Origin of the sequence: Variovorax sp. KBW07 (assembly GCF_003852515.1) — a bacterium.
Classification (GTDB): Bacteria; Pseudomonadota; Gammaproteobacteria; order Burkholderiales; family Burkholderiaceae_C; genus Variovorax.
This window is the reverse complement of sequence record NZ_QAJK01000054.1, coordinates 18,522-40,105: the sequence shown is the minus strand read 5'-3', so window position 1 is coordinate 40,105 and position 21,584 is coordinate 18,522. Positions and strand designations below refer to the sequence as shown.

23 protein-coding genes are annotated in these 21,584 nt (G+C 65.5%); 15 read left to right on the top strand and 8 right to left on the bottom strand.

The window, feature by feature from the left end:
- Positions 1-43 precede the first annotated feature (43 nt).
- The 3 genes from DBV14_RS12655 to DBV14_RS12645 are packed head-to-tail and all read right to left on the bottom strand — an operon-like array spanning position 44 to position 3,465.
- Positions 44-769: an AraC family transcriptional regulator gene (locus DBV14_RS12655; protein ID WP_124459532.1), complete on the bottom strand. Its 726-nt coding sequence runs from the start codon at positions 767-769 to the stop codon at positions 44-46.
- Between the two features lie 40 nt (positions 770-809).
- Positions 810-1,946, bottom strand: coding sequence for an SLC13 family permease (locus DBV14_RS12650; RefSeq protein WP_260397007.1), 1,137 nt, complete (start codon positions 1,944-1,946; stop codon positions 810-812).
- Entirely contained in the window at positions 1,933-3,465 is a 1,533-nt protein-coding gene (locus DBV14_RS12645) for a class I adenylate-forming enzyme family protein (protein ID WP_124459557.1), read from the bottom strand. The genes DBV14_RS12650 and DBV14_RS12645 overlap by 14 nt, the downstream gene beginning before the upstream one ends.
- Before the next feature lie 245 nt (positions 3,466-3,710).
- On the opposite strand from DBV14_RS12645, the gene DBV14_RS12640 reads away from it, so the two are divergent.
- Together DBV14_RS12640 and DBV14_RS12635 are read left to right on the top strand one after the other, a co-directional pair.
- Positions 3,711-3,953 (top strand): GlsB/YeaQ/YmgE family stress response membrane protein, encoded by a 243-nt coding sequence (locus DBV14_RS12640; RefSeq protein ID WP_124459531.1) that lies wholly within the window; start codon positions 3,711-3,713, stop codon positions 3,951-3,953.
- Between the two features lie 46 nt (positions 3,954-3,999).
- Positions 4,000-4,500 carry a hypothetical protein gene (locus tag DBV14_RS12635; protein WP_124459530.1) on the top strand — a complete coding sequence of 167 codons (501 nt, stop codon included), beginning with the start codon at positions 4,000-4,002 and terminating at the stop codon, positions 4,498-4,500.
- Between the two features lie 27 nt (positions 4,501-4,527).
- On the opposite strand, the gene DBV14_RS12630 is transcribed toward DBV14_RS12635, so the two are convergent.
- The 5 genes from DBV14_RS12630 to DBV14_RS12610 form a co-directional block, all read right to left on the bottom strand.
- Positions 4,528-5,463 carry an alpha/beta fold hydrolase gene (locus tag DBV14_RS12630; protein ID WP_124459529.1) on the bottom strand — a complete coding sequence of 312 codons (936 nt, stop codon included), beginning with the start codon at positions 5,461-5,463 and terminating at the stop codon, positions 4,528-4,530.
- 210 nt (positions 5,464-5,673) lie between these two features.
- A complete protein-coding gene (lipA, locus tag DBV14_RS12625; protein WP_124459528.1) occupies positions 5,674-6,657 on the bottom strand; it encodes a lipoyl synthase in 984 nt (327 codons plus the stop codon).
- A gap of 7 nt (positions 6,658-6,664) precedes the next feature.
- Positions 6,665-7,369, bottom strand: a complete 705-nt coding sequence (lipB, locus tag DBV14_RS12620) for a lipoyl(octanoyl) transferase LipB (RefSeq protein WP_185546002.1) — start codon at positions 7,367-7,369, stop codon at positions 6,665-6,667.
- A gap of 7 nt (positions 7,370-7,376) precedes the next feature.
- Positions 7,377-7,691, bottom strand: a complete 315-nt coding sequence (locus DBV14_RS12615; protein WP_124459527.1) for a YbeD family protein — start codon at positions 7,689-7,691, stop codon at positions 7,377-7,379.
- Positions 7,688-8,581, bottom strand: coding sequence for a D-amino acid aminotransferase (locus DBV14_RS12610; RefSeq protein WP_124459526.1), 894 nt, complete (start codon positions 8,579-8,581; stop codon positions 7,688-7,690). The genes DBV14_RS12615 and DBV14_RS12610 overlap by 4 nt, the downstream gene beginning before the upstream one ends.
- Before the next feature lie 158 nt (positions 8,582-8,739).
- Between DBV14_RS12610 and DBV14_RS12605 the strand changes: the two genes are divergently transcribed.
- From DBV14_RS12605 to DBV14_RS12540, 13 genes are all read left to right on the top strand, one after another.
- Positions 8,740-9,228 carry an ATP synthase subunit I gene (locus tag DBV14_RS12605; RefSeq protein WP_124459525.1) on the top strand — a complete coding sequence of 163 codons (489 nt, stop codon included), beginning with the start codon at positions 8,740-8,742 and terminating at the stop codon, positions 9,226-9,228.
- A gap of 4 nt (positions 9,229-9,232) precedes the next feature.
- Complete coding sequence (atpB, locus tag DBV14_RS12600; protein ID WP_124459524.1) at positions 9,233-10,102, top strand: F0F1 ATP synthase subunit A; 870 nt, start codon at positions 9,233-9,235, stop codon at positions 10,100-10,102.
- 57 nt (positions 10,103-10,159) lie between these two features.
- Complete coding sequence (atpE, locus tag DBV14_RS12595; RefSeq protein ID WP_172672154.1) at positions 10,160-10,426, top strand: F0F1 ATP synthase subunit C; 267 nt, start codon at positions 10,160-10,162, stop codon at positions 10,424-10,426.
- Between the two features lie 77 nt (positions 10,427-10,503).
- Positions 10,504-10,974 carry a F0F1 ATP synthase subunit B gene (locus DBV14_RS12590; RefSeq protein ID WP_007830193.1) on the top strand — a complete coding sequence of 157 codons (471 nt, stop codon included), beginning with the start codon at positions 10,504-10,506 and terminating at the stop codon, positions 10,972-10,974.
- 8 nt (positions 10,975-10,982) lie between these two features.
- Positions 10,983-11,513, top strand: coding sequence for a F0F1 ATP synthase subunit delta (locus DBV14_RS12585; RefSeq protein ID WP_124459523.1), 531 nt, complete (start codon positions 10,983-10,985; stop codon positions 11,511-11,513).
- 49 nt (positions 11,514-11,562) lie between these two features.
- The gene (atpA, locus tag DBV14_RS12580; protein WP_124459522.1) at positions 11,563-13,176 is read left to right on the top strand and encodes a F0F1 ATP synthase subunit alpha; all 1,614 of its coding nucleotides are present in this window, start codon (positions 11,563-11,565) and stop codon (positions 13,174-13,176) included.
- A 33-nt stretch (positions 13,177-13,209) separates the two neighbouring features.
- A complete protein-coding gene (gene atpG, locus DBV14_RS12575) occupies positions 13,210-14,085 on the top strand; it encodes a F0F1 ATP synthase subunit gamma (RefSeq protein WP_124459521.1) in 876 nt (291 codons plus the stop codon).
- A 594-nt stretch (positions 14,086-14,679) separates the two neighbouring features.
- On the top strand, positions 14,680-16,080 hold the full coding sequence (gene atpD, locus DBV14_RS12565; protein WP_124459519.1) for a F0F1 ATP synthase subunit beta: 1,401 nt from the start codon (positions 14,680-14,682) through the stop codon (positions 16,078-16,080).
- 21 nt (positions 16,081-16,101) lie between these two features.
- Positions 16,102-16,521 carry a F0F1 ATP synthase subunit epsilon gene (locus DBV14_RS12560; RefSeq protein ID WP_124459518.1) on the top strand — a complete coding sequence of 140 codons (420 nt, stop codon included), beginning with the start codon at positions 16,102-16,104 and terminating at the stop codon, positions 16,519-16,521.
- 240 nt (positions 16,522-16,761) lie between these two features.
- Complete coding sequence (locus tag DBV14_RS12555) at positions 16,762-17,931, top strand: ROK family protein (protein WP_124459554.1); 1,170 nt, start codon at positions 16,762-16,764, stop codon at positions 17,929-17,931.
- Complete coding sequence (locus DBV14_RS12550) at positions 17,928-19,469, top strand: sugar ABC transporter ATP-binding protein (protein ID WP_124459517.1); 1,542 nt, start codon at positions 17,928-17,930, stop codon at positions 19,467-19,469. The genes DBV14_RS12555 and DBV14_RS12550 overlap by 4 nt, the downstream gene beginning before the upstream one ends.
- Positions 19,426-20,466, top strand: coding sequence for an ABC transporter permease (locus DBV14_RS12545; protein WP_124459516.1), 1,041 nt, complete (start codon positions 19,426-19,428; stop codon positions 20,464-20,466). Before DBV14_RS12550 ends, DBV14_RS12545 begins: the two co-directional genes overlap by 44 nt.
- 61 nt (positions 20,467-20,527) lie before the next feature.
- A complete protein-coding gene (locus DBV14_RS12540) occupies positions 20,528-21,496 on the top strand; it encodes a substrate-binding domain-containing protein (RefSeq protein WP_124459515.1) in 969 nt (322 codons plus the stop codon).
- Positions 21,497-21,584 lie beyond the last annotated feature (88 nt).

Sequence of the window (21,584 nt, the reverse complement as noted above, 5' to 3'; positions counted from 1 at the left end):
GTCGTCGCGCAACGCCGGTCCGTCGTCGCGCAACGATGGTTTGCTAGGCGCCGGACCGGCGCAGCGCGGCCGTGAGCGCCGAGGGCGAGCGGTAGCCCGTGCGGCGCGCCGTTTCCGCCACGCCCATGCCGCCCAGCCGGAGCTCGCGCGCATGGGTCAGCCGCAGCGTTCGCAGCCAGTGCATCGCGCTCATGCCCTGTTCGTCGCGGCAGCGCTGCGCGAACTGGCTCGGGCTCAGGCAGGCCACGTCGGCCAGGTCGGCCACGCCCAGCGGCGCATGCCAGCGGGCCCGCGCCCATTCGGCGAGCAGGGGCCAGTCGATGCGGCGGCGGCGCGCATCGGAAGACGCATGCGCAGGGCTGGGGCCCCAGGCTTCGAGCAGCAGCGCGGGACCGCACTGCAAGGCCAGCGCCGATTGGTCGGGCCGCGCCATGCATTGCGCCAGGTAGCGCGCCAGCGTGTGCAGTTGCAGCGCACTGGGCGGTGCGCGCTCGAGGCAGCGGGCCCATGAAGCATGGGTGGTGTCGAGCACGAGGCACACGCTGCTGTTGTCGCGCGCCTGGAAATCGTGCCGGTCGCCGGGTGCGACCACCTGCGCTTCGCCGACGCCGATGCCGGCACCGCGGCCTTCGACCTCGATATCGAGCACGCCGTCGAGCCCGATCAGCACCTGGAAATGGTCGTGCGCATGGCTGCCGTGCGCGTCGGCGTAGTCGCGCAGCGAAAGGGTGTGCGTGGCGGGCGGGGTGGGCGCGGTAAGCGTGTACATGGGCGGCTGAAAGAGATTGTCCTGCCGCGCCCGGCGCTTGTCACCCCAGCCGCAGCAGCAGCGCCGAGGCCGCGCACACCAGCAGGAACGGGAAGCTGATGCGGTGGAATTCGCGCAGGCCGTTCGGCAGTTTCGCGAGCCGCAGCGCGATCAGGTTGGCCAGCGAGCCGAGCACGCAGCCGAAGCCGCCCACGCTCACGCCGGCCGCCAGCGCGGGCAGGTCGCGCACGTGGCTGTCCAGCAGGATTGCCGCAGGCACGTTGCTGATGAACTGCGAAGTGACGATGGCCGCAAGGTAGGCGCGCCAGCCTTCGGTGATGGGCCAATGGCCCAGCAGCGCGGCAATGGTGGGCAGCTCGGCCAGCTGCCGCAGGTCCACGAACATCAGCGCGATGATGGCCAGCAGCGCCCAGTCGATGCCGCGCAGCACGCGCGGGTACGTGACCAGGAACACGCCGAACACCACGCCCAGGCCCGCCAGCAGCCAGTGCCGGTCGAGCGCGACCACGAAGCCGATGAACAGCACGCCGGCCAGCGCCAGCAGCCGGGGCTGCACCGGCGCCGCTTCGGCCGCGGGCTTGAGCGCGATGGGCGTGGGTTTCACCAGCAGCCACACCGCGACGAACAGCCAGAACAGCATGACGGCCACCGTCGGCCCCATCATTCCCATGAAGGCGAAGAAGCTCTCGCCCGAGCGGTGCCACAGGTAGAGGTTCTGCGGGTTGCCGATGGGCGTGAGCGCCGATCCCGCATTGACGGCCAGCGCCTCCAGCACCACCAGCCGTGCCAGCGGCAGGTGCGCCTGGCTGGCCAGCACGCGCGTCAGCGGCACCAGCAGGAACAGGCTCACGTCGTTGGTTACCAGCGCGGAAAGAAAGGCCGCGCTGGCGGTCAGCAGCAGCGCCAGGCTGCGCTGGTTGTGGGTGCGCGCCAGCAGGCGCTGCGCGGCGGCCTGCAGCATGCCGCTTTTCTCGACGCCCTGCGTGATGGCCAGCAGCCCCGCGAGCGCGCCCACGGTCTGCCAGTCGACCAGCTTCAGCCAGTCCATCGGCGCGCGCGGGCGCAGGAACGCGAACAGCACCGCGACCGCGACAAGCACCCACAGCAGGCCGTTGCCGCCACCGCCGTGCTCGTCGGGGGGCGGCGTGGTCGCGGCCGGAGTGTCAGCGGCCGACAAGATCGCGCAGCTCGCGCTTGAGCACTTTGCCGATCGCGCTGCGCGGCAGCTCGTCGATGAAGTGCAGGCGCGCCAGTCGCTGCGTCTTGCCGAGCTGGGCGTTGGTCCATTGCAGCAGCGCGTCGTCGGTGGTGGCGTCGCCCTGGCGGCGCACCACGAAGGCCACCGGCGTCTCGCCCCATTGCTCCGACGGCACGCCGACCACGGCCACGTCGGCCACGGCCGCATGGCCGCGCAGCACGGCTTCGAGGTCGCTCGGATAGATGTTGAAGCCGCCGCTGATGATCATGTCCTTCTTGCGGTCGAACAGCGTGAGGAAGCCATCGGCGTCGAAGCGGCCCACGTCGCCCGTGCGAATGAAGCGCTTGCCGGTGGCGTCGAACCATTCGGCCTCGCGTGTCTTCTCGGGCTGGCGGTGGTAGCCGGTCATCATGCCGCCCGAGTGGCCCACGACCTCGCCGGCCACCTCGGTGTTGTTGCGCGGCAGCTCGTTGCCCTCTTCGTCGATCAGCCGGATGTCGCTGCCTTCGGCGGCCTGGCCCACGGTGTGCAGCTTGGTCGGGTGCAGGTGCGCTTCGAGGATGCAGGTGCCGCCGCCCTCGGTCATGCCGTAGAACTCGATCAGCCCGCCGGGCCAGCGCTTGAGCACGTCGGCTTTGAGCGCTGCGTTGAACGGCGCGCTGGTGCTGAACTTGTACCGGTACGACGAGAGGTCGTGCGCGTCGAACTCGGGGTGTGCCATGAGACGCTGGTACTGCACCGGCACCAGCATGGTGTGGGTCACGCGGCGTTCCTGGGCCAGCTTGAGGTAGCCGAGTGCATCGAACTTGGACATCAGCAGCACGCAGCCGCCGAAGGCGATGGTGGGGAAGAACACCACCAGCGTGGTGTTGGAGTACAGCGGCGTCGACAGCAGCGTGACGGTGTCGGGGCTGTACTCGTACTTGGCGCCGCGCTGCACGTGGGCCCAGCGCATGCCGTGGCCCTGCACGATGCCCTTGGGCTCGCCGGTGGTGCCCGACGAATAGATGATGTTGAAGGCCCACGAGGGCTGCACTTCGACGGGCGCGGGCTTCGCGCCGGCCGGCGCGAGCCAAGCATCGAGGCCGCGCCCCACGGCCGAGCCGTCGAGCGCCACGCGGGCAATGTCGCCCTCCTTCGCCGGGCCGACCACATCGGCCGCCGATGCATCGGTGAACAGGATGCGCGCATCGGCGTCCTGGATCATGCGGGCCAGGCTGGAAGGCGTGGAGCCGGGGGCCAGCGGTGCCACCGCGACACCCGCGCGCAGCGCGCCCAGGAACACCGCTGCGTAGTTCACCGACGAGGCCGCGCAGATCGCGATGGCGTCGCCGGCCTTCAGGCCGTCGCGCTGCAGGCTGGCCGCGACGCGGTCCATCAGGGCGTCGAGCGCGCGGTAGTCCAGCGCGTGCGTGGTGTCCGCGAGGGCGGGGCGGTCGGGCGTGTGTTGGGCGTGGAGGCGGACCAGGTCGGCAATGGCGCCGAAATCACGTTCCATCGACGCCTGGATGGCGGGGTGCGTTTGCAAAATCAATCCTTCATCTTGGCCAGCCCTCAGGATAGCGAACTGCGGGGCGGCCGCCAGCACTTTGGCGACCGGGGCAGGGTGCGGGCACAGGGTGGCGTGCGGCGTCAGTTGGCGCTCAGGCTCGCGGAGCCACGATCCCGACGCGCCGGGACACTGGAACACGGCGTGGCGCCGAAGAGTCCTTCGGCGCACATTCTGAAAAACGGGAGTTTGCTATGCACATCATCTGGACGATCGTGATCGGTTTCATCGCGGGGCTGATTGCCCGCGCCATCCTGCCCGGCAACAACTCGCTGGGCTTCATCCTGACGGTGGTGCTCTGCATTGCCGGCTCGCTGGTCGCCACCTATGCGGGGCAGGCGCTGGGGCTCTACGCCGCTGGCGGTGCCGCCGGCTTCATTGCGTCGGTGATCGGCGCCGTCGTGATCCTCGGGGCCTGGCACCTCGTCTCCAAGTAAACCACCCCGGCCGGGCCACTTCGACATTCACGCAAGGAGCTTCAACATGGGTCTACTCGACATCCTTCAGCAAGCCATCGGCGGCGGCAACGCCGATGACCATGCGAACCACATCGACCAGGTCACGCAGCATGCGTCCACCGAAGAGATCGGCGCGGGGCTCGCGGCGGCCATGCGGTCCGACCAGACGCCGCCGTTCGGCAACATGGTCGGACAGCTGTTCGGCCAGTCTTCGCCCACGCAGCAGGCCGGCGTGCTCAACCAGATATTGGCCACGCTCGGGCCGGCGGCCGCATCGGCACTGGCAGGCGGCGTGCTCGGGCGCGTGCTGCAGCCGGGGCAGACGCAGGTCACGCCCGACCAGGCCTCGCAGCTGTCACCCGCGCAGGTGACCGAGATCGCCGCGCATGCCGAGCAGCAGCATGCGGGCGTGATCGACGAGGTGAGCCAGTTCTATGCACAGCACTCGGGGCTGATCAAGACACTGGGCGGCGCGGCGCTGGCCATTGCGCTGGCGAAGATGAAAGAGAACGCCACGCGCGGGTGAGCGTTTTCCGCAGGCGGCGCGCGGGGTTCATGTCGCCGCTGCCTGTGTCTGCCGGATGAACCGCACGATGAGCGCCGCGATGTCGTCCGGCGCATCTTCGAGGCAGTAGTGCCCGACCCCGGCCAGCCGATGGATGGGGGCCGTCGGGAAGAGCGCGCTGAACAGCGGAAGCAGGTGTTCCGCATCCAGCGTCCGGTCGGCCATGCCCCAGATGGCGAGGGCCGGCTTGGCGCGGATCGCGCGCTCGGCCGCCGCGTCGGGCGTCTCGAATCGGTGGGCCCCGGTCGCGAAGCCCTTGGCCCAACCGATGACACCGAGGCAGTCCGCGGGGCTCGCGAAGCGCGAACCGTAGGCGCGAAGCCAGCTGTCGGTAATCACCGCATGGTTCTCGAAACCATTCAGCTTCAGCGTGCTCAGTATGTTGAAGCCGAGCTGGCCCAGCACGGCTTCGAGGCTCCCATCTTTCTCGGCTTTCACGACCCACTGGAACCAGGGCGATACGCCGACGTTCGACGTCAGGCGATCGGCCAGGTCCGGCTGGCCGAACGGGGTCGGCCCGTTGGTCGAGATGATGCGCAGAATGCGGTCTGGGTGCCGCGCGGCCAGGCCCATGCCGACAGGGCCGCCGAAGTCGTGCATCACGAGAGTGATGCGGCGCAGGTCGAGCGCGAGGACGAAGCGCTCCAGGTTGTCGATGTGGTCCTGCAGCCAGTAGCTGCGGCCTTGCGGCGTCGCGCTCTTGCCGAAGCCCATGTGATCGGGCACGACCACGCGGTGAACGTTGCTCAGTGCCGGAACCAGGTGGCGGAACAGATAACCCCAAGTCGGTTCGCCGTGCAGGCAGAGCACCACATCGGCCCCGCGCAGGCCTTCGTCGACGTAGTGCATTTGGAAGCCGGGAGCGTCGGTGAAGTGCGGCGCGAACGGAAAGCTGCCGCTGAATGTGTCGTCGGAGTGGGTCATGGATACCTCTTTCAAGATGGCGGTGGATTGGTTTCATATTGAAACCATCAACGTTGTACTTGAACTGGTTGTGTTTTGCAACCATTGAGGCGGAGCCGACGCGACGTCAGGCGACGCCTCCGACGAGCGGGCTTGTCTGAAGAGGGGAGGGCGGGTGTGTCCCGCGGGAAAAGGCAGGAATGGCCGGAGTGCTCTCCGGCCTTCCCCGGATTACACGCCGGCGGCGTGCGCTTGCTGGTCGGCGTGGTAGCTCGAACGCACCATGGCGCCCACGGCCGCGTGGCTGAAGCCCATCTTGTAGGCCTCTTCCTCGAACATCTTGAAGGTGTCGGGATGCACGTAGCGGCGCACCGGCAGGTGCGAGCCCGACGGCGACAGGTACTGGCCGATGGTCAGCATGTCGATGTCGTGGGCGCGCATGTCGCGCATGACCTGCAGGATCTCTTCGTCGGTCTCGCCCAGGCCGACCATGATGCCGCTCTTGGTCGGCACGTTGGGGTGCAGCGCCTTGAACTTCTTCAGCAGGTTCAGGCTGAACTGGTAGTCGCTGCCGGGGCGCGCTTCCTTGTAGAGGCGCGGCGCGGTTTCCAGGTTGTGGTTCATCACGTCGGGCGGCGCGGCCTTGAGGATCTCGAGGGCGCGGTCGTCGCGGCCGCGGAAGTCGGGCACCAGAATTTCGATCTGCGTCATCGGCGAGAGCTCGCGGATGTTGGCGATGCAATCGACGAAGTGCTGGCTGCCGCCGTCGCGCAGGTCGTCGCGGTCGACGCTGGTGATCACCACGTACTTCAGGCGCAGCTTGGCGATGGTCTTGGCCAGGTTGAGCGGCTCGTCTTTGTCGAGCGGGTCGGGGCGGCCATGGCCCACGTCGCAGAACGGGCAGCGGCGCGTGCACTTGTCGCCCATGATCATGAAGGTGGCCGTGCCGTTGCCGAAGCATTCGCCGATGTTCGGGCACGAGGCTTCTTCGCAGACCGTGTGCAGGTTGCTTTCGCGCAGGATCTGCTTGATTTCGTAGAAGCGCGTAGTGGGGCTGCCCGCCTTCACGCGGATCCACTCGGGCTTCTTCAGGATTTCGCCGGTCTGGACCACCTTGACGGGGATGCGCGAGAGCTTGGCCGCAGCCTTCTGCTTGGCCAGCGGGTTGTAGTTTTCGGCGCTTTGCGCGTCGCGGACGACTTCGGTGGTGCTCATTGGAGTGTCAGGGCGCCAGGTAGGTGGTGAGCTTTTGGCTCAGGACCCGGGCAGCTTCTTCCCATGTGGTTTGGATGCCGATTGTAGAAAGGTCGACGGTTTGCAGCCCGGCATAGCCGCAAGGGTTGATGCGCGAGAAGGGTTCGAGGTCCATGGCGACATTGAGCGCCACGCCGTGGTAGGTGGCGTGGCGGCTGACCTTGATGCCCAGCGCGGCGATCTTGCCGAGGCCGCGGAACGGGTCGCTGGCGGGCATCGGGCCAGTCAGCGCGGCGTGGGAGAACGGGTCGTCCAGCCGCACGTAGATGCCCGGCGCACCCGCCACGCGGTGGCCGGTCACGCCGAAATGGGCCAGCGTGCGCAGCACCGATTCCTCGATGCGGTAGACGTATTCCTTGACGTAGTAGCCCGCGCGCCGCAGGTCGATCAGCGGGTAGGCCACCACCTGGCCGGGACCATGGAAGGTGACCTGGCCGCCGCGGTCGGTCTGCACCACGGGGATGTCGCCGGGCGCGAGGATGTGGTCCTGCCTGCCGGCAATGCCTTGGGTGAAGACCGGTGCATGCTCGCAAATCCATAGCGCATCGGGTGTTTCCGGCGTGCGCTCCTGCGTGAACTGCTTCATCGCCGCGAAGGTCTCGGCGTAGTCGACGCGGCCCGGCCATTGCGGCGCAATGGCGAGGCTTGTCGGGTGGTCTGCAGTCGTCGACATCAAAGGGTCAGAGAACGACCTTGACCGACGGATGCGACGACAGCGCGCGATAGAGGTCGTCGAGCTGTTCGCGGCTGGTGGCCGTGACGGTGATGGTCACGCCCAGGTAGTTGCCGGCCTTGCTGTCGCGCAGCTCGACCGTGGTGGCGTCGAAGGCCGGGTCGAAGCGCTCGGCGATCTGCGTGATGGCATGCACCAGGCCGTCGGTCTTGGCGCCCATGACCTTGATCGGGAACTGCGAGGGGTACTCGATCAGCGACTCCTTGCGCGGGTCGGGAATCGGTGCGGTCTCGGTGGGAGGCGTGGTGTTGTCGTCGGTCATGCCGGGGCTCCTTGCTTCTGTGCGTTGCGTTGCTTGGCCTGCTGGTAGGCCGCATACAAGCTCTTGTAGATGGGGCCGGGATGGCCGTTGCCAATGGTCTTGCCGTCCAGCGACACCACAGGCAGCACTTCCTTGGTGGCCGAGGAAATGAGCAGCTCGTCGGCCGCGAACACTTCCTCGCGCGAAATGCGCCGCAGCGCGAAAGGAACGCCGTGCTCTTCGCACAGCCGCTCGAGCAGGCCGTAGCGGATGCCGGTCAGCACGAGGTTGTCCTTCGGCGGGCCGATGAGCGTGCCGTCCTTCACGATCCACACATTGCTCGACGAGGCCTCGCTGAGCCATTCGTCGCGGAACATGATGGTTTCGGTGGCGCCGGCTTCCACGCTGATCTGCCGTGCGAGCACCGCGCCCAGCAGGCTGGTGCTCTTGATGTGGGCCTTCTGCCAGCGGAAGTCGGCCGCGGTGACGCAGGCCACGCCCCTGGCGCGGATCGCATCGGCCACGGGCGGCAGCGGGTTGACCATGACGAACACCGTGGGCCGCAGGCCGCGAACCATCGAGTGGTCGCGTGGCGCAACGCCGCGTGTCAATTGAAAGTACACGGACTGAGGGGCATTGCCGCCCGGCGCGGTGAGGCGGGCGACAATCTCGCGCCACTGCGCAAGCGAAAGCGGGTTGGCGATCTGCAACTCGGCAAGCGAACGGTCAAGGCGTGCCATGTGCTCTTCGAAGCAGAAGGGCTGGCCGTCATAGACGGGAACGACTTCGTAGATGCCGTCGCCGAAAATGAAGCCCCGGTCCAGTACGCTGATCTTCGCGTCGCGCAGGGCGGTGTACTCGCCATCGAGGTAACAAAGCGTGGCGGGCAAGGCGTCGGTGATAGGGTGCATGAAGGAATTATGGTTGCGTGCGCCACGTCGGGCTCGCGTCAGGGAATGAGGCGACAGATTTGCATGCGCGACACGCGGAGTGGCGGGATGGGTTGGGTTTTTACTTATAATCAATGGCTTTGTAGAAATTCTGGGTCGTCATCCGGGCTTCATTCGAAATGAAAACAATCGCCCGACAAGAAGACACGGAGGTCGCTGAAGACCTCGACGCAGAATTCAAGCCGTTGACCGCCGATGAGGCGCGTGAACTGCGTGCGAAGAATCCCTCGGTCTCCCCATGGCGGGTGGTCGCGGGTCAGTTGGTTGTCGGTCTGGTGGTGGCTTTGGCCATCTGGGGACTGACGGGGAGGCAAAATCTGGGTTGGTCCGCCGCTTACGGTGCGATCGCGGTGGTGATTCCATCGGCGGTCTTTGCACGCGGGCTGACCGGCAGGTTTTCTTCCCTGAATCCAGGCACTGCGGTGTTCGGATTCTTCCTCTGGGAAATGGTCAAGATGGCCTTGTCCGTGGCGATGCTTATCGCTGCACCAAGGCTGATAACGGCGCTGAGCTGGCCTGCAATGCTGGTCGGCTTGGTGGTGACAATGAAGGCGGCCTGGTTGGCGGTGATGCTCACGCCCAGGCGCCCGAAACATAGAGACGAGTAACGGAATGGCTGCTGAAAACGCTGCGGAACAAGGTCAGACCGCTGGTGAATACATCGTTCACCACTTGACTCATCTGCAAAGCTCCAAGCCTGCAGGTGTGGCCGATCTTTCGGTCTTCAACTTCGATTCGCTGTTTTTCTCCATCGCTCTGGGCATCCTGGGCTGCTGGTTGCTGTGGCTGGCCGCGCGCAAGGCGACTTCGGGTGTTCCGGGTCGTTTCCAGGCGGCAGTCGAGCTGCTCGTCGAAATGGTCGACCAGCAAGCCAAGGGCATCGTGCACAACGCCACGAGCCGCAAGTTCGTTGCACCGCTGGCCCTGACCATCTTCGTCTGGATCTTCCTGCTCAACGCAATGGACTTGTTCCCGGTCGATTTGTTCCCGGCAATCTGGGCCAAGATCTTCGGCATCGCCGGCCATGACCCGCACCACGCCTACCTGCGCGTCGTGCCCACCGCCGACCTCTCGGTGACCATGGGCATGTCGGTGGCCGTGCTGCTGATCTGCATCTACTACAACATCAAGATCAAGGGCGCCGGCGGCTGGATCCACGAGCTGTTCACCGCACCCTTCGGCAACCACTGGGCGCTGTACCCGTTCAACTTCGCCATGCAAATGATCGAGTTCGTCGCCAAGACGGTCTCGCACGGCATGCGGCTGTTCGGCAACATGTACGCCGGCGAACTGATCTTCCTGCTGATCGCCCTGATGGGTGGCGCATTCACGCTGTCGGCCACGGGCATCGGCCTGGCCATCGGCCACATCATCGCGGGCACGGCCTGGGCCATCTTCCACATCCTGATCATCACGTTGCAAGCCTTCGTGTTCATGATGCTGACGCTGGTCTACATCGGCCAGGCCCACGATCACCACTGATCATTCGGTTTCGTTTTTGTTTTTTGTTTTCTCTTCAACCAAAGTCCTCTAGGAGTCATCATGGAAGTTATTAGCTTTGTTGCACTGGCCGCCGGCCTGATCATCGGTCTGGGCGCTGTGGGCGCATGTATCGGCATCGGCATCATGGGCAGCAAGTACCTCGAGTCGGCCGCACGTCAGCCTGAACTCATGGGCGAACTCCAAACCAAGATGTTCCTGCTGGCTGGTCTGATCGACGCTGCTTTCATTATCGGCACCGGTATCGCTCTGTGGTTCGCAACGGCCAACCCGTTCCTGGCGCAAATCGCCAACCTGCCGAAGTAAGTCTTTCTCGTAGGACCCGTGTCGTCGTTCCCGCCTGTGGAATGGCTTCGCATTCAATCCCAAAGAGAGGGTGAAAAGTGAGCATTACCGGTACCCTGATCGTTCAGATGATCGTGTTCCTGATCCTGGTCGGGTTCACGATGAAGTTCGTGTGGCCGCCGATCGCGAAGGCGCTGGACGACCGCGCTGCGAAGATCGCCGAAGGCCTCGCTGCCGCCGACAAGGCCAAGTCCGAGCTGTCCGCCGCCAACAAGCGCGTGGAAGCCGAACTCGGCCAGGCACGCAACGAGTCCGCACAACGTCTTGCCGACGCCGAACGTCGCGCCCAGGCCATCGTTGAAGAGGCCAAGGCCCGCGCGACCGAAGAAGGCAACAAGATCGTTGCAGCTGCTCGCGTCGAAGCCGACCAGCAGGCACTGAAGGCCCGTGAAGCCCTGCGCGAGCAGGTTGCCGCACTGGCCGTCAAGGGCGCAGAGCAGATTCTGCGCAAGGAAGTGAATGCAGGCGTCCACGCCGATTTGCTCGCCCGTCTGCAGACCGAACTCTGATCGAAGCCATGGCAGAACTCGCCACCATCGCACGCCCCTACGCCGAGGCGCTTTTCAAGGCCTCGTCGTCCGACGTTGCCGCTACCAGCGCCTGGCTCGAAAAGGTTGCCGCCATCGCGGCCAATCCGGAGCTCCAGCAGTTCGCCGACAACCCCAAGGCCACGGCCGAACAGGTTCTCGGTGTGATCGCCGGTGCATTCGGTGCGCCTTTGGCTGCGCATGCCCAGAACTTTCTGGGTGCGCTGCTCGAGAACGGACGTTTCTCGGTGCTGCCGGAAATTGCGAAGCAGTTCCGGGCACTGGCCAACGCGAAGAGCGGCTCGTCCGACGCCGTGGTCTACAGCGCCTTCCCGATCGATGCCGCGGCCCTGGCCAATGTGGCAGCCGCGCTCGAAAAGCGTTTCGGTCGCAAGCTCCAGGTCACGGTCCAGCAAGAGCCGGAACTGATCGGTGGCATTCGCGTGGTGGTCGGCGACGAGGTGCTCGACACCTCCGTCAAAGCGCGCCTTGAACAAATGAAAGTTGCGCTGGCGGCCTGATCGGTTTCCAGCCCTCTACTTGTAGCCTCAAAGAAAGAAGGAAAGAGTCATGCAACTCAATCCCGCAGAAATTTCCGAACTGATCAAGAGCCGCATCGAGGGCCTTGGGGTCAGCGCCAACATCCGCAACGAGGGCACCGTGGTCTCGGTGACCGACGGCATCGTGCGCGTGCACGGCCTGTCCGACGCGATGCAGGGCGAAATGCTCGAGTTCCCGCCGAGCGCTGACGGCACGCCGTCGTTCGGCCTGGCGCTGAACCTCGAGCGCGACTCGGTCGGCGCCGTGATTCTGGGCGAGTACGAGCACATCTCCGAAGGCGACACCGTCAAGTGCACGGGCCGCATTCTGGAAGTGCCGGTCGGCCCCGAACTCATCGGCCGCGTGGTGAATGCCCTGGGCCAGCCGATCGACGGCAAGGGTCCGATCAACGCCAAGATGACCGACGTGATCGAAAAGGTCGCTCCCGGCGTTATTGCACGCAAGTCCGTCGACCAGCCGATGCAGACCGGCCTGAAGTCCGTCGACTCGATGGTGCCCGTCGGCCGTGGCCAGCGCGAGCTGATCATCGGTGACCGCCAGACCGGCAAGACCGCCGTGGCGATCGACGCGATCATCAACCAGAAGGGTCAGAACATGACCTGCGTCTACGTTGCGATCGGCCAGAAGGCTTCGTCGATCAAGAACGTGGTGCGCGCACTCGAACAAGCCGGCGCGATGGACTACACCATCGTGGTGGCGGCATCGGCCTCCGAATCGGCGGCCATGCAATACGTGTCGGCCTACTCGGGCTGCACGATGGGCGAATACTTCCGCGACCGCGGCCAGGACGCACTGATCGTCTATGACGACCTGTCCAAGCAAGCCGTGGCCTACCGCCAGGTCTCGCTGCTGCTGCGCCGCCCGCCAGGCCGCGAAGCCTACCCCGGCGACGTGTTCTATCTCCACAGCCGTCTGCTCGAACGCGCAGCCCGCGTGAACGCCGACTACGTCGAAGCCTTCACCAAGGGTGAAGTCAAGGGCAAGACCGGTTCGCTGACCGCACTGCCGATCATCGAAACGCAAGCCGGCGACGTGTCCGCTTTCGTTCCGACCAACGTGATCTCGATCACCGACGGCCAGATCTTCCTGGAAACCAACCTGTTCAACGCCGGTATCCGTCCCGCCATCAACGCCGGTATCTCGGTGTCGCGCGTGGGCTCGTCGGCTCAGACCAACCTGGTGAAGAACCAGTCCGGCGGTATCCGTACCGACTTGGCGCAGTACCGCGAACTCGCGGCCTTCGCCCAGTTCGCCTCCGACCTGGACGAAGCCACCCGCAAGCAGCTCGACCGCGGTGCCCGCGTGACCGAACTGCTCAAGCAGACCCAGTACAGCCCGCTGCCCATCTCGCTGATGAGCGCCACGCTGTTCGCGGTGAACAAGGGCTTCATGGACGACATCGAGGTCAAGAAGGTTCTCGCGTTCGAACACGGCTTCCACCAGTTCCTGAAGTCGAGCCACGCACCCCTGCTGGCCACGATGGAAAAGAACGGCGCCAAGTGGGATCCGAAGCCTGCGAAGGCTGACGACAGCGAAGAAAAGAAGGCTTTCAAGAAGGTCTGCCAGGACGCGGAAGCCGAACTGCTGGCCGCCGCCACTTCGTTCAAGAAGTCGTTCGCCTGATCGACGCCTTGATCGACGCAAGAAGGAGCTCTCATGGCAGCTGGTAAGGAAATCCGCGGCAAGATCAAATCGGTGGAGAACACCAAGAAGATCACCAAGGCCATGGAAATGGTCTCGGTTTCCAAGATGCGCAAGGCGCAGGAACGCATGCGCGCCGCTCGCCCCTACAGCGAAAAGATCCGCAACATCGCTGCGAATCTCGGCAAGGCGAACCCGGAGTACACCCACGCGTTCATGAAGACGACCGAGGCCAAGGGCGTCGGTTTCATCATCGTGACCAGCGACAAGGGCCTGTGCGGCGGCTTGAACACCAACCTGTTGCGTGCCGTCACCGGCAAGCTGCGCGAAGCGCAGGCAGCGGGCAACGTGGTCGAGTCGGTCGCCATCGGCAGCAAGGGTCTGGGCTTCCTGAACCGCATCGGCGCCCGCGTGGTGGCCCATGTGACGCACCTGGGCGATACGCCGCATCTCGACAAGCTCATCGGGCCTGTCAAGACGCTGCTCGACGCTTATGCGGAAGGCAAGCTGTCGGCCGTGTACCTGTGCTACACGAAGTTCATCAACACCATCAAGCAAGAGCCGATGGTGGAGCAACTGTTGCCGCTGAAGGCCGAGACGCTGCAGACCGAGTCGGGTCATCACTCGTGGGACTACATCTACGAGCCCGACGCGCAAAGCGTGATCGACGAACTGCTGGTGCGCTACGTGGAATCGCTGGTGTACCAGGCCGTGGCTGAGAACATGGCTTCCGAGCACTCCGCGCGCATGGTGGCCATGAAGGCCGCCACCGACAACGCGGGCAACGTGATCGACGAGCTGAAGCTGGTCTACAACAAGACCCGCCAGGCCGGCATCACGAAGGAATTGTCTGAAATCGTGTCCGGCGCGGCCGCGGCCGCAGGCGTCTGATCGAGGCAATGCAACGGGCCACATTGCTGATCGGGCGCGCTCTGCGCGCCCGGTAACCCAAGGCCTACTTTTTAGGGACTTTGCGCAAATGAAGAAAATTCTCGCTCTGGTGGCCATCGCTGCCGCTCTGACTGCTTGCTCCAAGAAGGAAGAAGCGCCCGCGCCCGCACCGGCTCCTGCCGCAGCAGCGCCCGCTCCTGCACCCGCAGCAGCGCCGGCACCGGCAGCAGCGCCCGCAGCAGCTCCGACGGCATCGGCCGCGGACCTGCCGCAAGAGTGCAATGACTACCTGGCCAAGGTTTCGGCATGCGTTTCCGCACAAAGCGGTGCCGCAGCTGACGCAATGAAGTCCAGCATGGACCAGACCAAGGCCGCCTGGGCCTCGATGGGTGGCGACAAGGCCGCTCTGGGCCAAGCCTGCAAGGCAGCTTCGGATGCCTTCGCCGCGCAAGCCACGGCAATGAAGTGCTGATCTGAACCATTCAAGGGTGCCGGCCCGTCCGGCATTCTTGCAAAAGCGGCCCGTACTGGCACCAGGACGCTTCTGCAAGAACCTGTCGCAATTATTTAGAGATCCATCCAGAAGGAAACGTCATGGCTGAAGGAAAAATTGTCCAATGTATCGGCGCCGTGGTCGACGTGGAGTTCCCGCGTGACCAGATGCCGAAGATCTACGACGCACTGAAGTTCGAAGGCAGCGCGCTGACCCTCGAAGTCCAGCAGCAGCTCGGCGACGGCGTGGTGCGCACGATTGCACTCGGCTCGTCCGACGGCCTGCGCCGCGGCATCATCGTCAAGAACACCGGCGCACCCATCACGGTGCCCGTCGGCAAGGCCACGCTCGGCCGCATCATGGACGTGCTGGGTTCGCCCATCGACGAACGCGGCCCTGTCAGCCAGGACCTCACCGCTTCGATCCACCGCAAGGCTCCCGCGTACGACGAACTGTCGCCTTCGCAAGACCTGCTGGAAACCGGCATAAAGGTGATCGACCTGGTGTGCCCGTTCGCCAAGGGCGGCAAGGTGGGCCTGTTCGGTGGCGCCGGCGTGGGCAAGACCGTGAACATGATGGAACTCATCAACAACATCGCCAAGGCTCACTCGGGTCTGTCGGTGTTCGCCGGTGTGGGTGAACGTACCCGCGAAGGCAACGACTTCTATCACGAGATGGCCGACTCCGGCGTCGTGAACCTCGACAAGCTCGAGGACTCGAAGGTCGCCATGGTCTACGGCCAGATGAACGAACCCCCGGGCAACCGTCTGCGCGTGGCGCTGACCGGCCTGACCATCGCCGAGTCGTTCCGCGACGAAGGCCGTGACGTTCTGTTCTTCGTGGACAACATCTACCGCTACACGCTGGCCGGTACCGAAGTGTCGGCTCTGCTGGGCCGCATGCCTTCCGCCGTGGGCTACCAGCCGACGCTGGCCGAAGAAATGGGCCGTCTGCAAGAGCGGATCACGTCGACCAAGGTCGGCTCGATCACCTCGATCCAGGCCGTGTACGTGCCAGCCGACGACTTGACCGACCCGTCGCCCGCCACCACCTTCGCCCACTTGGACTCGACCGTGGTGCTGTCGCGTGACATCGCTTCGCTCGGTATCTACCCCGCCGTGGACCCGCTGGACTCGACCTCGCGCCAGCTCGACCCGAACGTGGTCGGCGAAGAGCACTACAACGTGGCCCGCGCCGTGCAAGGCACGCTGCAGCGCTACAAGGAACTGCGCGACATCATCGCGATTCTGGGCATGGACGAACTGGCTCCCGACGACAAGCTCGCCGTGGCCCGCGCCCGCAAGATCCAGCGTTTCCTGTCGCAGCCGTTCCACGTGGCCGAAGTGTTCACGGGCTCGCCCGGCAAGTACGTGCCGCTGGCTGAAACCATCCGTGGTTTCAAGATGATCGTGAACGGCGAAGCCGACCACCTGCCGGAACAAGCGTTCTACATGGTGGGCAGCATCGACGAAGCGTTCGAAAAAGCCAAGAAGGTCGCTTAAGGCGGCCGCATAGGAACTCAGATGGCAAACACCATTCACGTCGACGTGGTCAGCGCGGAAGAGTCGATCTTCTCGGGCGAAGCCAGGTTCGTCGCGCTGCCCGGTGAAGCCGGTGAGCTCGGCATCTATCCGCGCCATACCCCGCTGATCACGCGCATCCGCCCGGGTGCCGTGCGTATCGAAACGGCCGACGGCGGCGAAGAGTTCGTCTTCGTGGCCGGTGGCATTCTCGAAGTGCAGCCCAACGCCGTCACCGTGCTGTCCGACACCGCGATCCGCGGCAAGGACCTCGACGACGAGAAGGCCAACCAGGCCAAGGCTGCCGCCGAAGAAGCGCTGAAGAACGCGAAGAGCGACATCGACATCGCGATGGCGCAGTCGGAGCTGGCCGTGATGGCTGCCCAGATCGCGGCGCTGCGCAAGTACCGCCAGAAGAAGTAAGCAAGCAAGAGCCCAGGCTCTTCCCAGAAAAAGCCGCCTCCGGGCGGCTTTTTTGCGTCTGGCCGTCCGGTGGTCACGCGCATCCATCTTCGATCTGAATTTGGTCGAAGTTCAGCCTTGTCCGGCTGAAGCCCTGCCCCTAGTATTCGCCTTCGCCCAGGGCTGAAGGCTCGGGCGGCAACGACAAGAACACCGGAGACAAAACGCGTGGCACCCTGGAGCGGCATCACGACCGATGAAATGCGGTTGCTGGAAACGACCTTCTGGTCGGCCGGCGGCTCGCGCCATGCCATGGCCGAACAGCTCGGCTTTTCCAAGAGCAAGGCCAACGGCCTGATCGCCGGCCTCGTCGAGCAGGGCCTGCTGGCCGAAGCCGGCCTGCAACGCTCCTCGGGCGGCCGCCGCGCCGAAAACCTCCAGCTTCATGCCGGCCTTGGCGTGCTCGTGGGCATCGACATCGGCGCCACCAGCCTCGACGTCGCCGTGCTGCGCCCCGACCTCACCGTGCTTGCGCAGCACGAAGAACCCGCCGACGTGCGCGAAGGCCCCACCGTCGTGCTGGCGCGCGTGCGCATCCTCATGCGCGAACTGCTGGCCCGCTGCGGCTGCACCGCCAGGAACGTGCTGGGCATCGGCATCGGTGTGCCCGGACCCGTCAACTTCGAGATCGGCCAGCTCGTGAACCCGCCGCTCATGCCGGCCTGGGACGGCTTCTCGATCCGCGACTACCTGCGCGAAGACTATGCCGCGCCGGTCTTCGTCGACAACGACGTGAACCTCATGGCGCTCGGCGAGCTCTGGCGCCTCAAGCGGTCGCTCAACAATTTCCTCGTCATCAAGATCGGCACCGGCATTGGCTGCGGCATCGTCTGCCATGGCGAGGTGTACCGCGGCGCCGCCGGTTCGGCCGGCGACGTGGGCCACATCTGCGTCGACCAGGAAGGCCCGCGCTGCCATTGCGGCAACCTCGGCTGCGTCGAAGCCATGGCCGCCGGCCCCGCGATCACGCGCATGGCCGTGCAGGCTGCCGAGGCCGGCGAAAGCGAGGCGCTGGCCGAATGCCTGCGCGTCCACGGCCGTATCGATGCGATCGACGTGGGCCAGGCCAGCCGCGGCGGCGACACCGCGGCCAACGGCATCATCCAGCGCGCCGGCAGCCTCATCGGCCAGATGCTCGCGTCGGTGGTGAACTTCTTCAACCCATCGCATGTGTTCATCGGCGGCGGCATCACGCGGATCGGGCCGCTGTTTCTCGCGGCCGTGCGGCAGAGCGTGTACCAGCGCTCGCTGGCGCTGTCGACGCGGCACCTGGAGATCCAGTACACGCCGCTGGGCATGCAGGGCGGCCTGGTCGGTGCCGGTGTGCTCGCGATGCACGAAACCCTCAAGGTCCGCGGAGTGGCGCCATGAACGCAGCTGAAACCAGGGGCAGCGTGGCCGTCGAATTCGACAGCGTGGTGAAGGCCTTCGGCCCGGTGCAGGTGCTGCACGGCGTGAGCTTTGCACTCGTCCCCGGCCGCGTGTACGGCCTGCTCGGCGAGAACGGCGCGGGCAAGTCCACGCTGATGAAAATCCTTGCCGGCTACGAGCAACTGACCGGCGGCGCCCTGCGCATCAACGGCCAGCCGCAGCAGTTCGCGAGCTCGCGCGATGCCGAAGCACTTGGCATCGTGCTGATCCACCAGGAATTCAATCTGGCGGAAGACCTGAGCGTGGCGCAGAACATCTTCCTGGGCCACGAAAAGAAGAAGGGCTGGCTGCTCGACGATGCCTCGATGGAGCGCGATGCCGCAGCAGCCCTTGCCGCGGTCGGCCTGCAGGTCGATCCACGCACCAAGGTGCGAAAGCTCATCGTCGCCGAGAAGCAGCTCGTCGAAATCGCCAAGGCCATCGCCCGCCGCGCGCGCCTGCTCATCATGGACGAGCCCACAGCGACGCTCACGCCGGGCGAGACCGAGCGTCTGTTCAAGCTCATTGCCCAGCTGCGCGCGGATGGCGTGACCATCGTCTACATCTCGCACAAGCTCGACGAAGTGGAGCAGGTCACCGACGAAGTGATCGTCATGCGCGACGGCCGCTTCGTGGCCCGTGCGCCCACGCCCGACGTCACGCGCCAGCAGATGGCGAACCTCATGGTGGGCCGCGAGCTGGCCGACCTGTACCCGCCGCGCGACGTGGTGGTGGCGGCCGATGCGCCCGCCATGCGCGTGCGCAACTTCAACGTGCCCGGTTGGGCGCAGGACGCCAGCTTCGAGGTGCGCCCCGGCGAAATTCTCGGCTTCGCGGGCCTCGTCGGCGCGGGCCGCACCGAACTCTTCGAGGGCCTGCTCGGCCTGCGCCCCGCGAGCGGCAGCGTCGAGATGCTCGGCCAGACCGTGCCCGGCGGCAAGGGCTGGCGCAATCCGCGCGATGCCGCCAAGCACGGCCTCACGTACCTCAGCGAAGACCGCAAGGGCAAGGGCCTGCACGTCAACTTCGGCCTGCGCCAGAACCTCACGCTGATGGCGCTCGAGCGCTATGCGCAACCCTGGCTCAAGCCCGAGGCCGAACGCGGCGCGCTGGCCGAGGCCGTGAAGGACTACGGGATTCGCACCGGCTCGCTCGACGTCAAGGCTTCGTCGCTCTCGGGCGGCAACCAGCAGAAGCTCGCGCTCGCCAAGGTGCTGCAGCCGCGGCCGAAAGTGGTGGTGCTCGACGAGCCCACGCGCGGCGTCGACGTGGGCGCCAAGCGCGACATCTATTTCCTGGTCCAGCGACTCGCCCGCGAAGGGCTCGCGGTGATCGTCGTCTCGTCCGAGCTGATGGAGTTGATCGGCCTGTGCCACCGCGTCGCGGTGATGCGCGCCGGCAAGCTCGTCGCCTCGCTCGATGCAGGCCATTTGACAGAAGAGGAGCTCATCGCGCATGCCACCGGAACAGCAGACACCCACACCGCAACCGCAGCCTGAAGCCGCGGCTGCGGCAGCGCACCGCAGCGAGGCCGGGCCACGCTGGACCGAGCGCCTGCATGGCCTGGGCCCGGTCATCGGCCTCGTGCTGCTGTGCATCGCGGGCACCATGCTCAACGGCGACTTCGCGACCGTCGACAACGCCATGAACGTGCTCACGCGCACGGCCTTCATCGGCATCATCGCGGTGGGCATGTGCTTCGTGATCATCTCGGGCGGCATCGACCTGTCGGTGGGCTCGATGGCCGCGCTCATTGCGGGCAGCGTGATCATGTTCATCAACTGGGCCGGCCCGGCCTCGGGCTCGCCGCTGCTCGCGGTGGTGATGGGCGCGGTGCTGGCGGTGGTGCTCGGCGCACTGTTCGGCCTGGCGCACGGCCTGCTCATTACCAAGGGCCGCATCGAGCCCTTCATCGTGACGCTGGGCACGCTCGGCATCTTCCGCGCGTACCTCACGTACTTTGCGGATGGCGGCGCGCTCACGCTCGACAACGACCTGTCGGACCTCTATGCGCCGGTGTACTACGCCAGCCTCGCGGGCATTCCGGTGCCGGTGTGGGTGTTCGTGATCGTGGCGATCATCGGCGGCGTCATATTGAACCGCACGGCCTACGGGCGCTACGTGCAGGCCATCGGCTCCAACGAGCAGGTGGCGCGCTATGCGGCGGTCGATGTCGACCGCGTGAAGATCATGACCTACGTGCTGCTCGGCGTGTGCGTGGGCATTGCCACGCTGCTGTACGTGCCGCGCCTGGGCTCGGCCTCGCCGACCACCGGCCTGCTGTGGGAGCTCGAAGCCATCGCGGCGGTGATCGTCGGCGGCACCGCGCTCAAGGGCGGCGCGGGCAGCATCACCGGCACCGTGGTGGGCGCGATCCTGCTCTCGGTCATCAGCAACATATTGAACCTCACCAGCATCATCAGCGTGTACCTGAATGCCGTGGTGCAGGGCTTCGTGATCATCATCGTCGCGTTCCTGCAGCGCGGCAGGCGATAGGCCGTTTCTCGTTGTTCCCGTTCGTACGTTCGTTCCATCCACCAAAGAGGAGACATCCAGCATGACGACTTTCACACGACGCATCGCACTCACGGCCGTTGCCGCCGCGGCAGCGTTTGCCATCAGCCTGCCCGCGCTCGCCGCGGAAAAGGTCAATCTCGGCGTTTCGATTCCCGCGGCCACGCACAGCTTCATGGGCGGCATCAACTACTGGGCCAACCAGGCGAAGAAGGACCTGGAGAAGGAACACAAGGACCTGAAGATCACCATCAAGACGGCCGCCAACGCACCCGAGCAGGCCAACCAGCTGCAAGACCTGTCGACCGTCACCAAGATCAACGCGCTGGTCGTGTTCCCGTTCGAATCGGCCGCGCTGACCAAGCCGGTCGCGCAGGTCAAGGCCAAGGGCGCCTACGTCACCGTGGTCGACCGCGGCCTCACGGACACCAGCGCGCAGGATGCCTACGTGGCCGGCGACAACACCGCTTTCGGCAAGATCCCGGCCGAGTACATCGTGAAGCAGCTGGGCGGCAAGGGCAACGTGGTTGCGCTGCGCGGCATTGCCACCACGCTCGACAACGAGCGCATGGACGCATTCAACGCCGTGCTCAAGGGCAGCCCCGACATCAAGCTGCTCGACGCCAAGTACGCCAACTGGAACCGCGACGATGCCTTCAAGGTCACGCAGGACTACCTGACGCGCTTCAAGCAGATCGACGCCATCTGGGCCGCCGACGACGACATGGCCGTGGGCGTGCTCAAGGCCATTGCACAGGCCAAGCGCGACGACATCAAGATCGTGTTCGGCGGCGCCGGCGCCAAGGACATGGTCAAGACCATCATGGACGGCAAGGACAAGCGCATCGGTGCCGACGTGAGCTACTCGCCCAAGTTCATCTACGACGCGATCAAGCTGACGGCCGAAGCGCGCCTGAAGGGCGAGAAGCTGCCCGCGACGACGATCATTCCTTCGGTACTGATCACCAAGGAGAACGCGAAGGACTTCTACCACCCGAACTCGCCGTTCTGAATGCCATCGGCCGCGTGGCCGATCGCTTCACTCCCTCTCCCCTTGGGGAGAGGGTCGGGGTGAGGGCAGCGGTACTGGCAAGGCTGTG

What these genes read in the sequence shown, in the direction of transcription:
- DBV14_RS12655 (WP_124459532.1), bottom strand. Translation starts at nt 769, where the DNA reads ATGTACACGCTTACCGCGCCCACCCCGCCCGCCACGCACACCCTTTCG.
- DBV14_RS12645 (WP_124459557.1), bottom strand. Translation starts at nt 3,465, where the DNA reads ATGGAACGTGATTTCGGCGCCATTGCCGACCTGGTCCGCCTCCACGCC.
- DBV14_RS12640 (WP_124459531.1), top strand. Translation starts at nt 3,711, where the DNA reads ATGCACATCATCTGGACGATCGTGATCGGTTTCATCGCGGGGCTGATT.
- DBV14_RS12635 (WP_124459530.1), top strand. Translation starts at nt 4,000, where the DNA reads ATGGGTCTACTCGACATCCTTCAGCAAGCCATCGGCGGCGGCAACGCC.
- DBV14_RS12630 (WP_124459529.1), bottom strand. Translation starts at nt 5,463, where the DNA reads ATGACCCACTCCGACGACACATTCAGCGGCAGCTTTCCGTTCGCGCCG.
- lipA (WP_124459528.1), bottom strand. Translation starts at nt 6,657, where the DNA reads ATGAGCACCACCGAAGTCGTCCGCGACGCGCAAAGCGCCGAAAACTAC.
- lipB (WP_185546002.1), bottom strand. Translation starts at nt 7,369, where the DNA reads ATGTCGACGACTGCAGACCACCCGACAAGCCTCGCCATTGCGCCGCAA.
- DBV14_RS12615 (WP_124459527.1), bottom strand. Translation starts at nt 7,691, where the DNA reads ATGACCGACGACAACACCACGCCTCCCACCGAGACCGCACCGATTCCC.
- DBV14_RS12610 (WP_124459526.1), bottom strand. Translation starts at nt 8,581, where the DNA reads ATGCACCCTATCACCGACGCCTTGCCCGCCACGCTTTGTTACCTCGAT.
- DBV14_RS12605 (WP_124459525.1), top strand. Translation starts at nt 8,740, where the DNA reads ATGAAAACAATCGCCCGACAAGAAGACACGGAGGTCGCTGAAGACCTC.
- atpB (WP_124459524.1), top strand. Translation starts at nt 9,233, where the DNA reads ATGGCTGCTGAAAACGCTGCGGAACAAGGTCAGACCGCTGGTGAATAC.
- DBV14_RS12585 (WP_124459523.1), top strand. Translation starts at nt 10,983, where the DNA reads ATGGCAGAACTCGCCACCATCGCACGCCCCTACGCCGAGGCGCTTTTC.
- atpA (WP_124459522.1), top strand. Translation starts at nt 11,563, where the DNA reads ATGCAACTCAATCCCGCAGAAATTTCCGAACTGATCAAGAGCCGCATC.
- atpG (WP_124459521.1), top strand. Translation starts at nt 13,210, where the DNA reads ATGGCAGCTGGTAAGGAAATCCGCGGCAAGATCAAATCGGTGGAGAAC.
- atpD (WP_124459519.1), top strand. Translation starts at nt 14,680, where the DNA reads ATGGCTGAAGGAAAAATTGTCCAATGTATCGGCGCCGTGGTCGACGTG.
- DBV14_RS12560 (WP_124459518.1), top strand. Translation starts at nt 16,102, where the DNA reads ATGGCAAACACCATTCACGTCGACGTGGTCAGCGCGGAAGAGTCGATC.
- DBV14_RS12555 (WP_124459554.1), top strand. Translation starts at nt 16,762, where the DNA reads ATGCGGTTGCTGGAAACGACCTTCTGGTCGGCCGGCGGCTCGCGCCAT.
- DBV14_RS12550 (WP_124459517.1), top strand. Translation starts at nt 17,928, where the DNA reads ATGAACGCAGCTGAAACCAGGGGCAGCGTGGCCGTCGAATTCGACAGC.
- DBV14_RS12545 (WP_124459516.1), top strand. Translation starts at nt 19,426, where the DNA reads ATGCCACCGGAACAGCAGACACCCACACCGCAACCGCAGCCTGAAGCC.
- DBV14_RS12540 (WP_124459515.1), top strand. Translation starts at nt 20,528, where the DNA reads ATGACGACTTTCACACGACGCATCGCACTCACGGCCGTTGCCGCCGCG.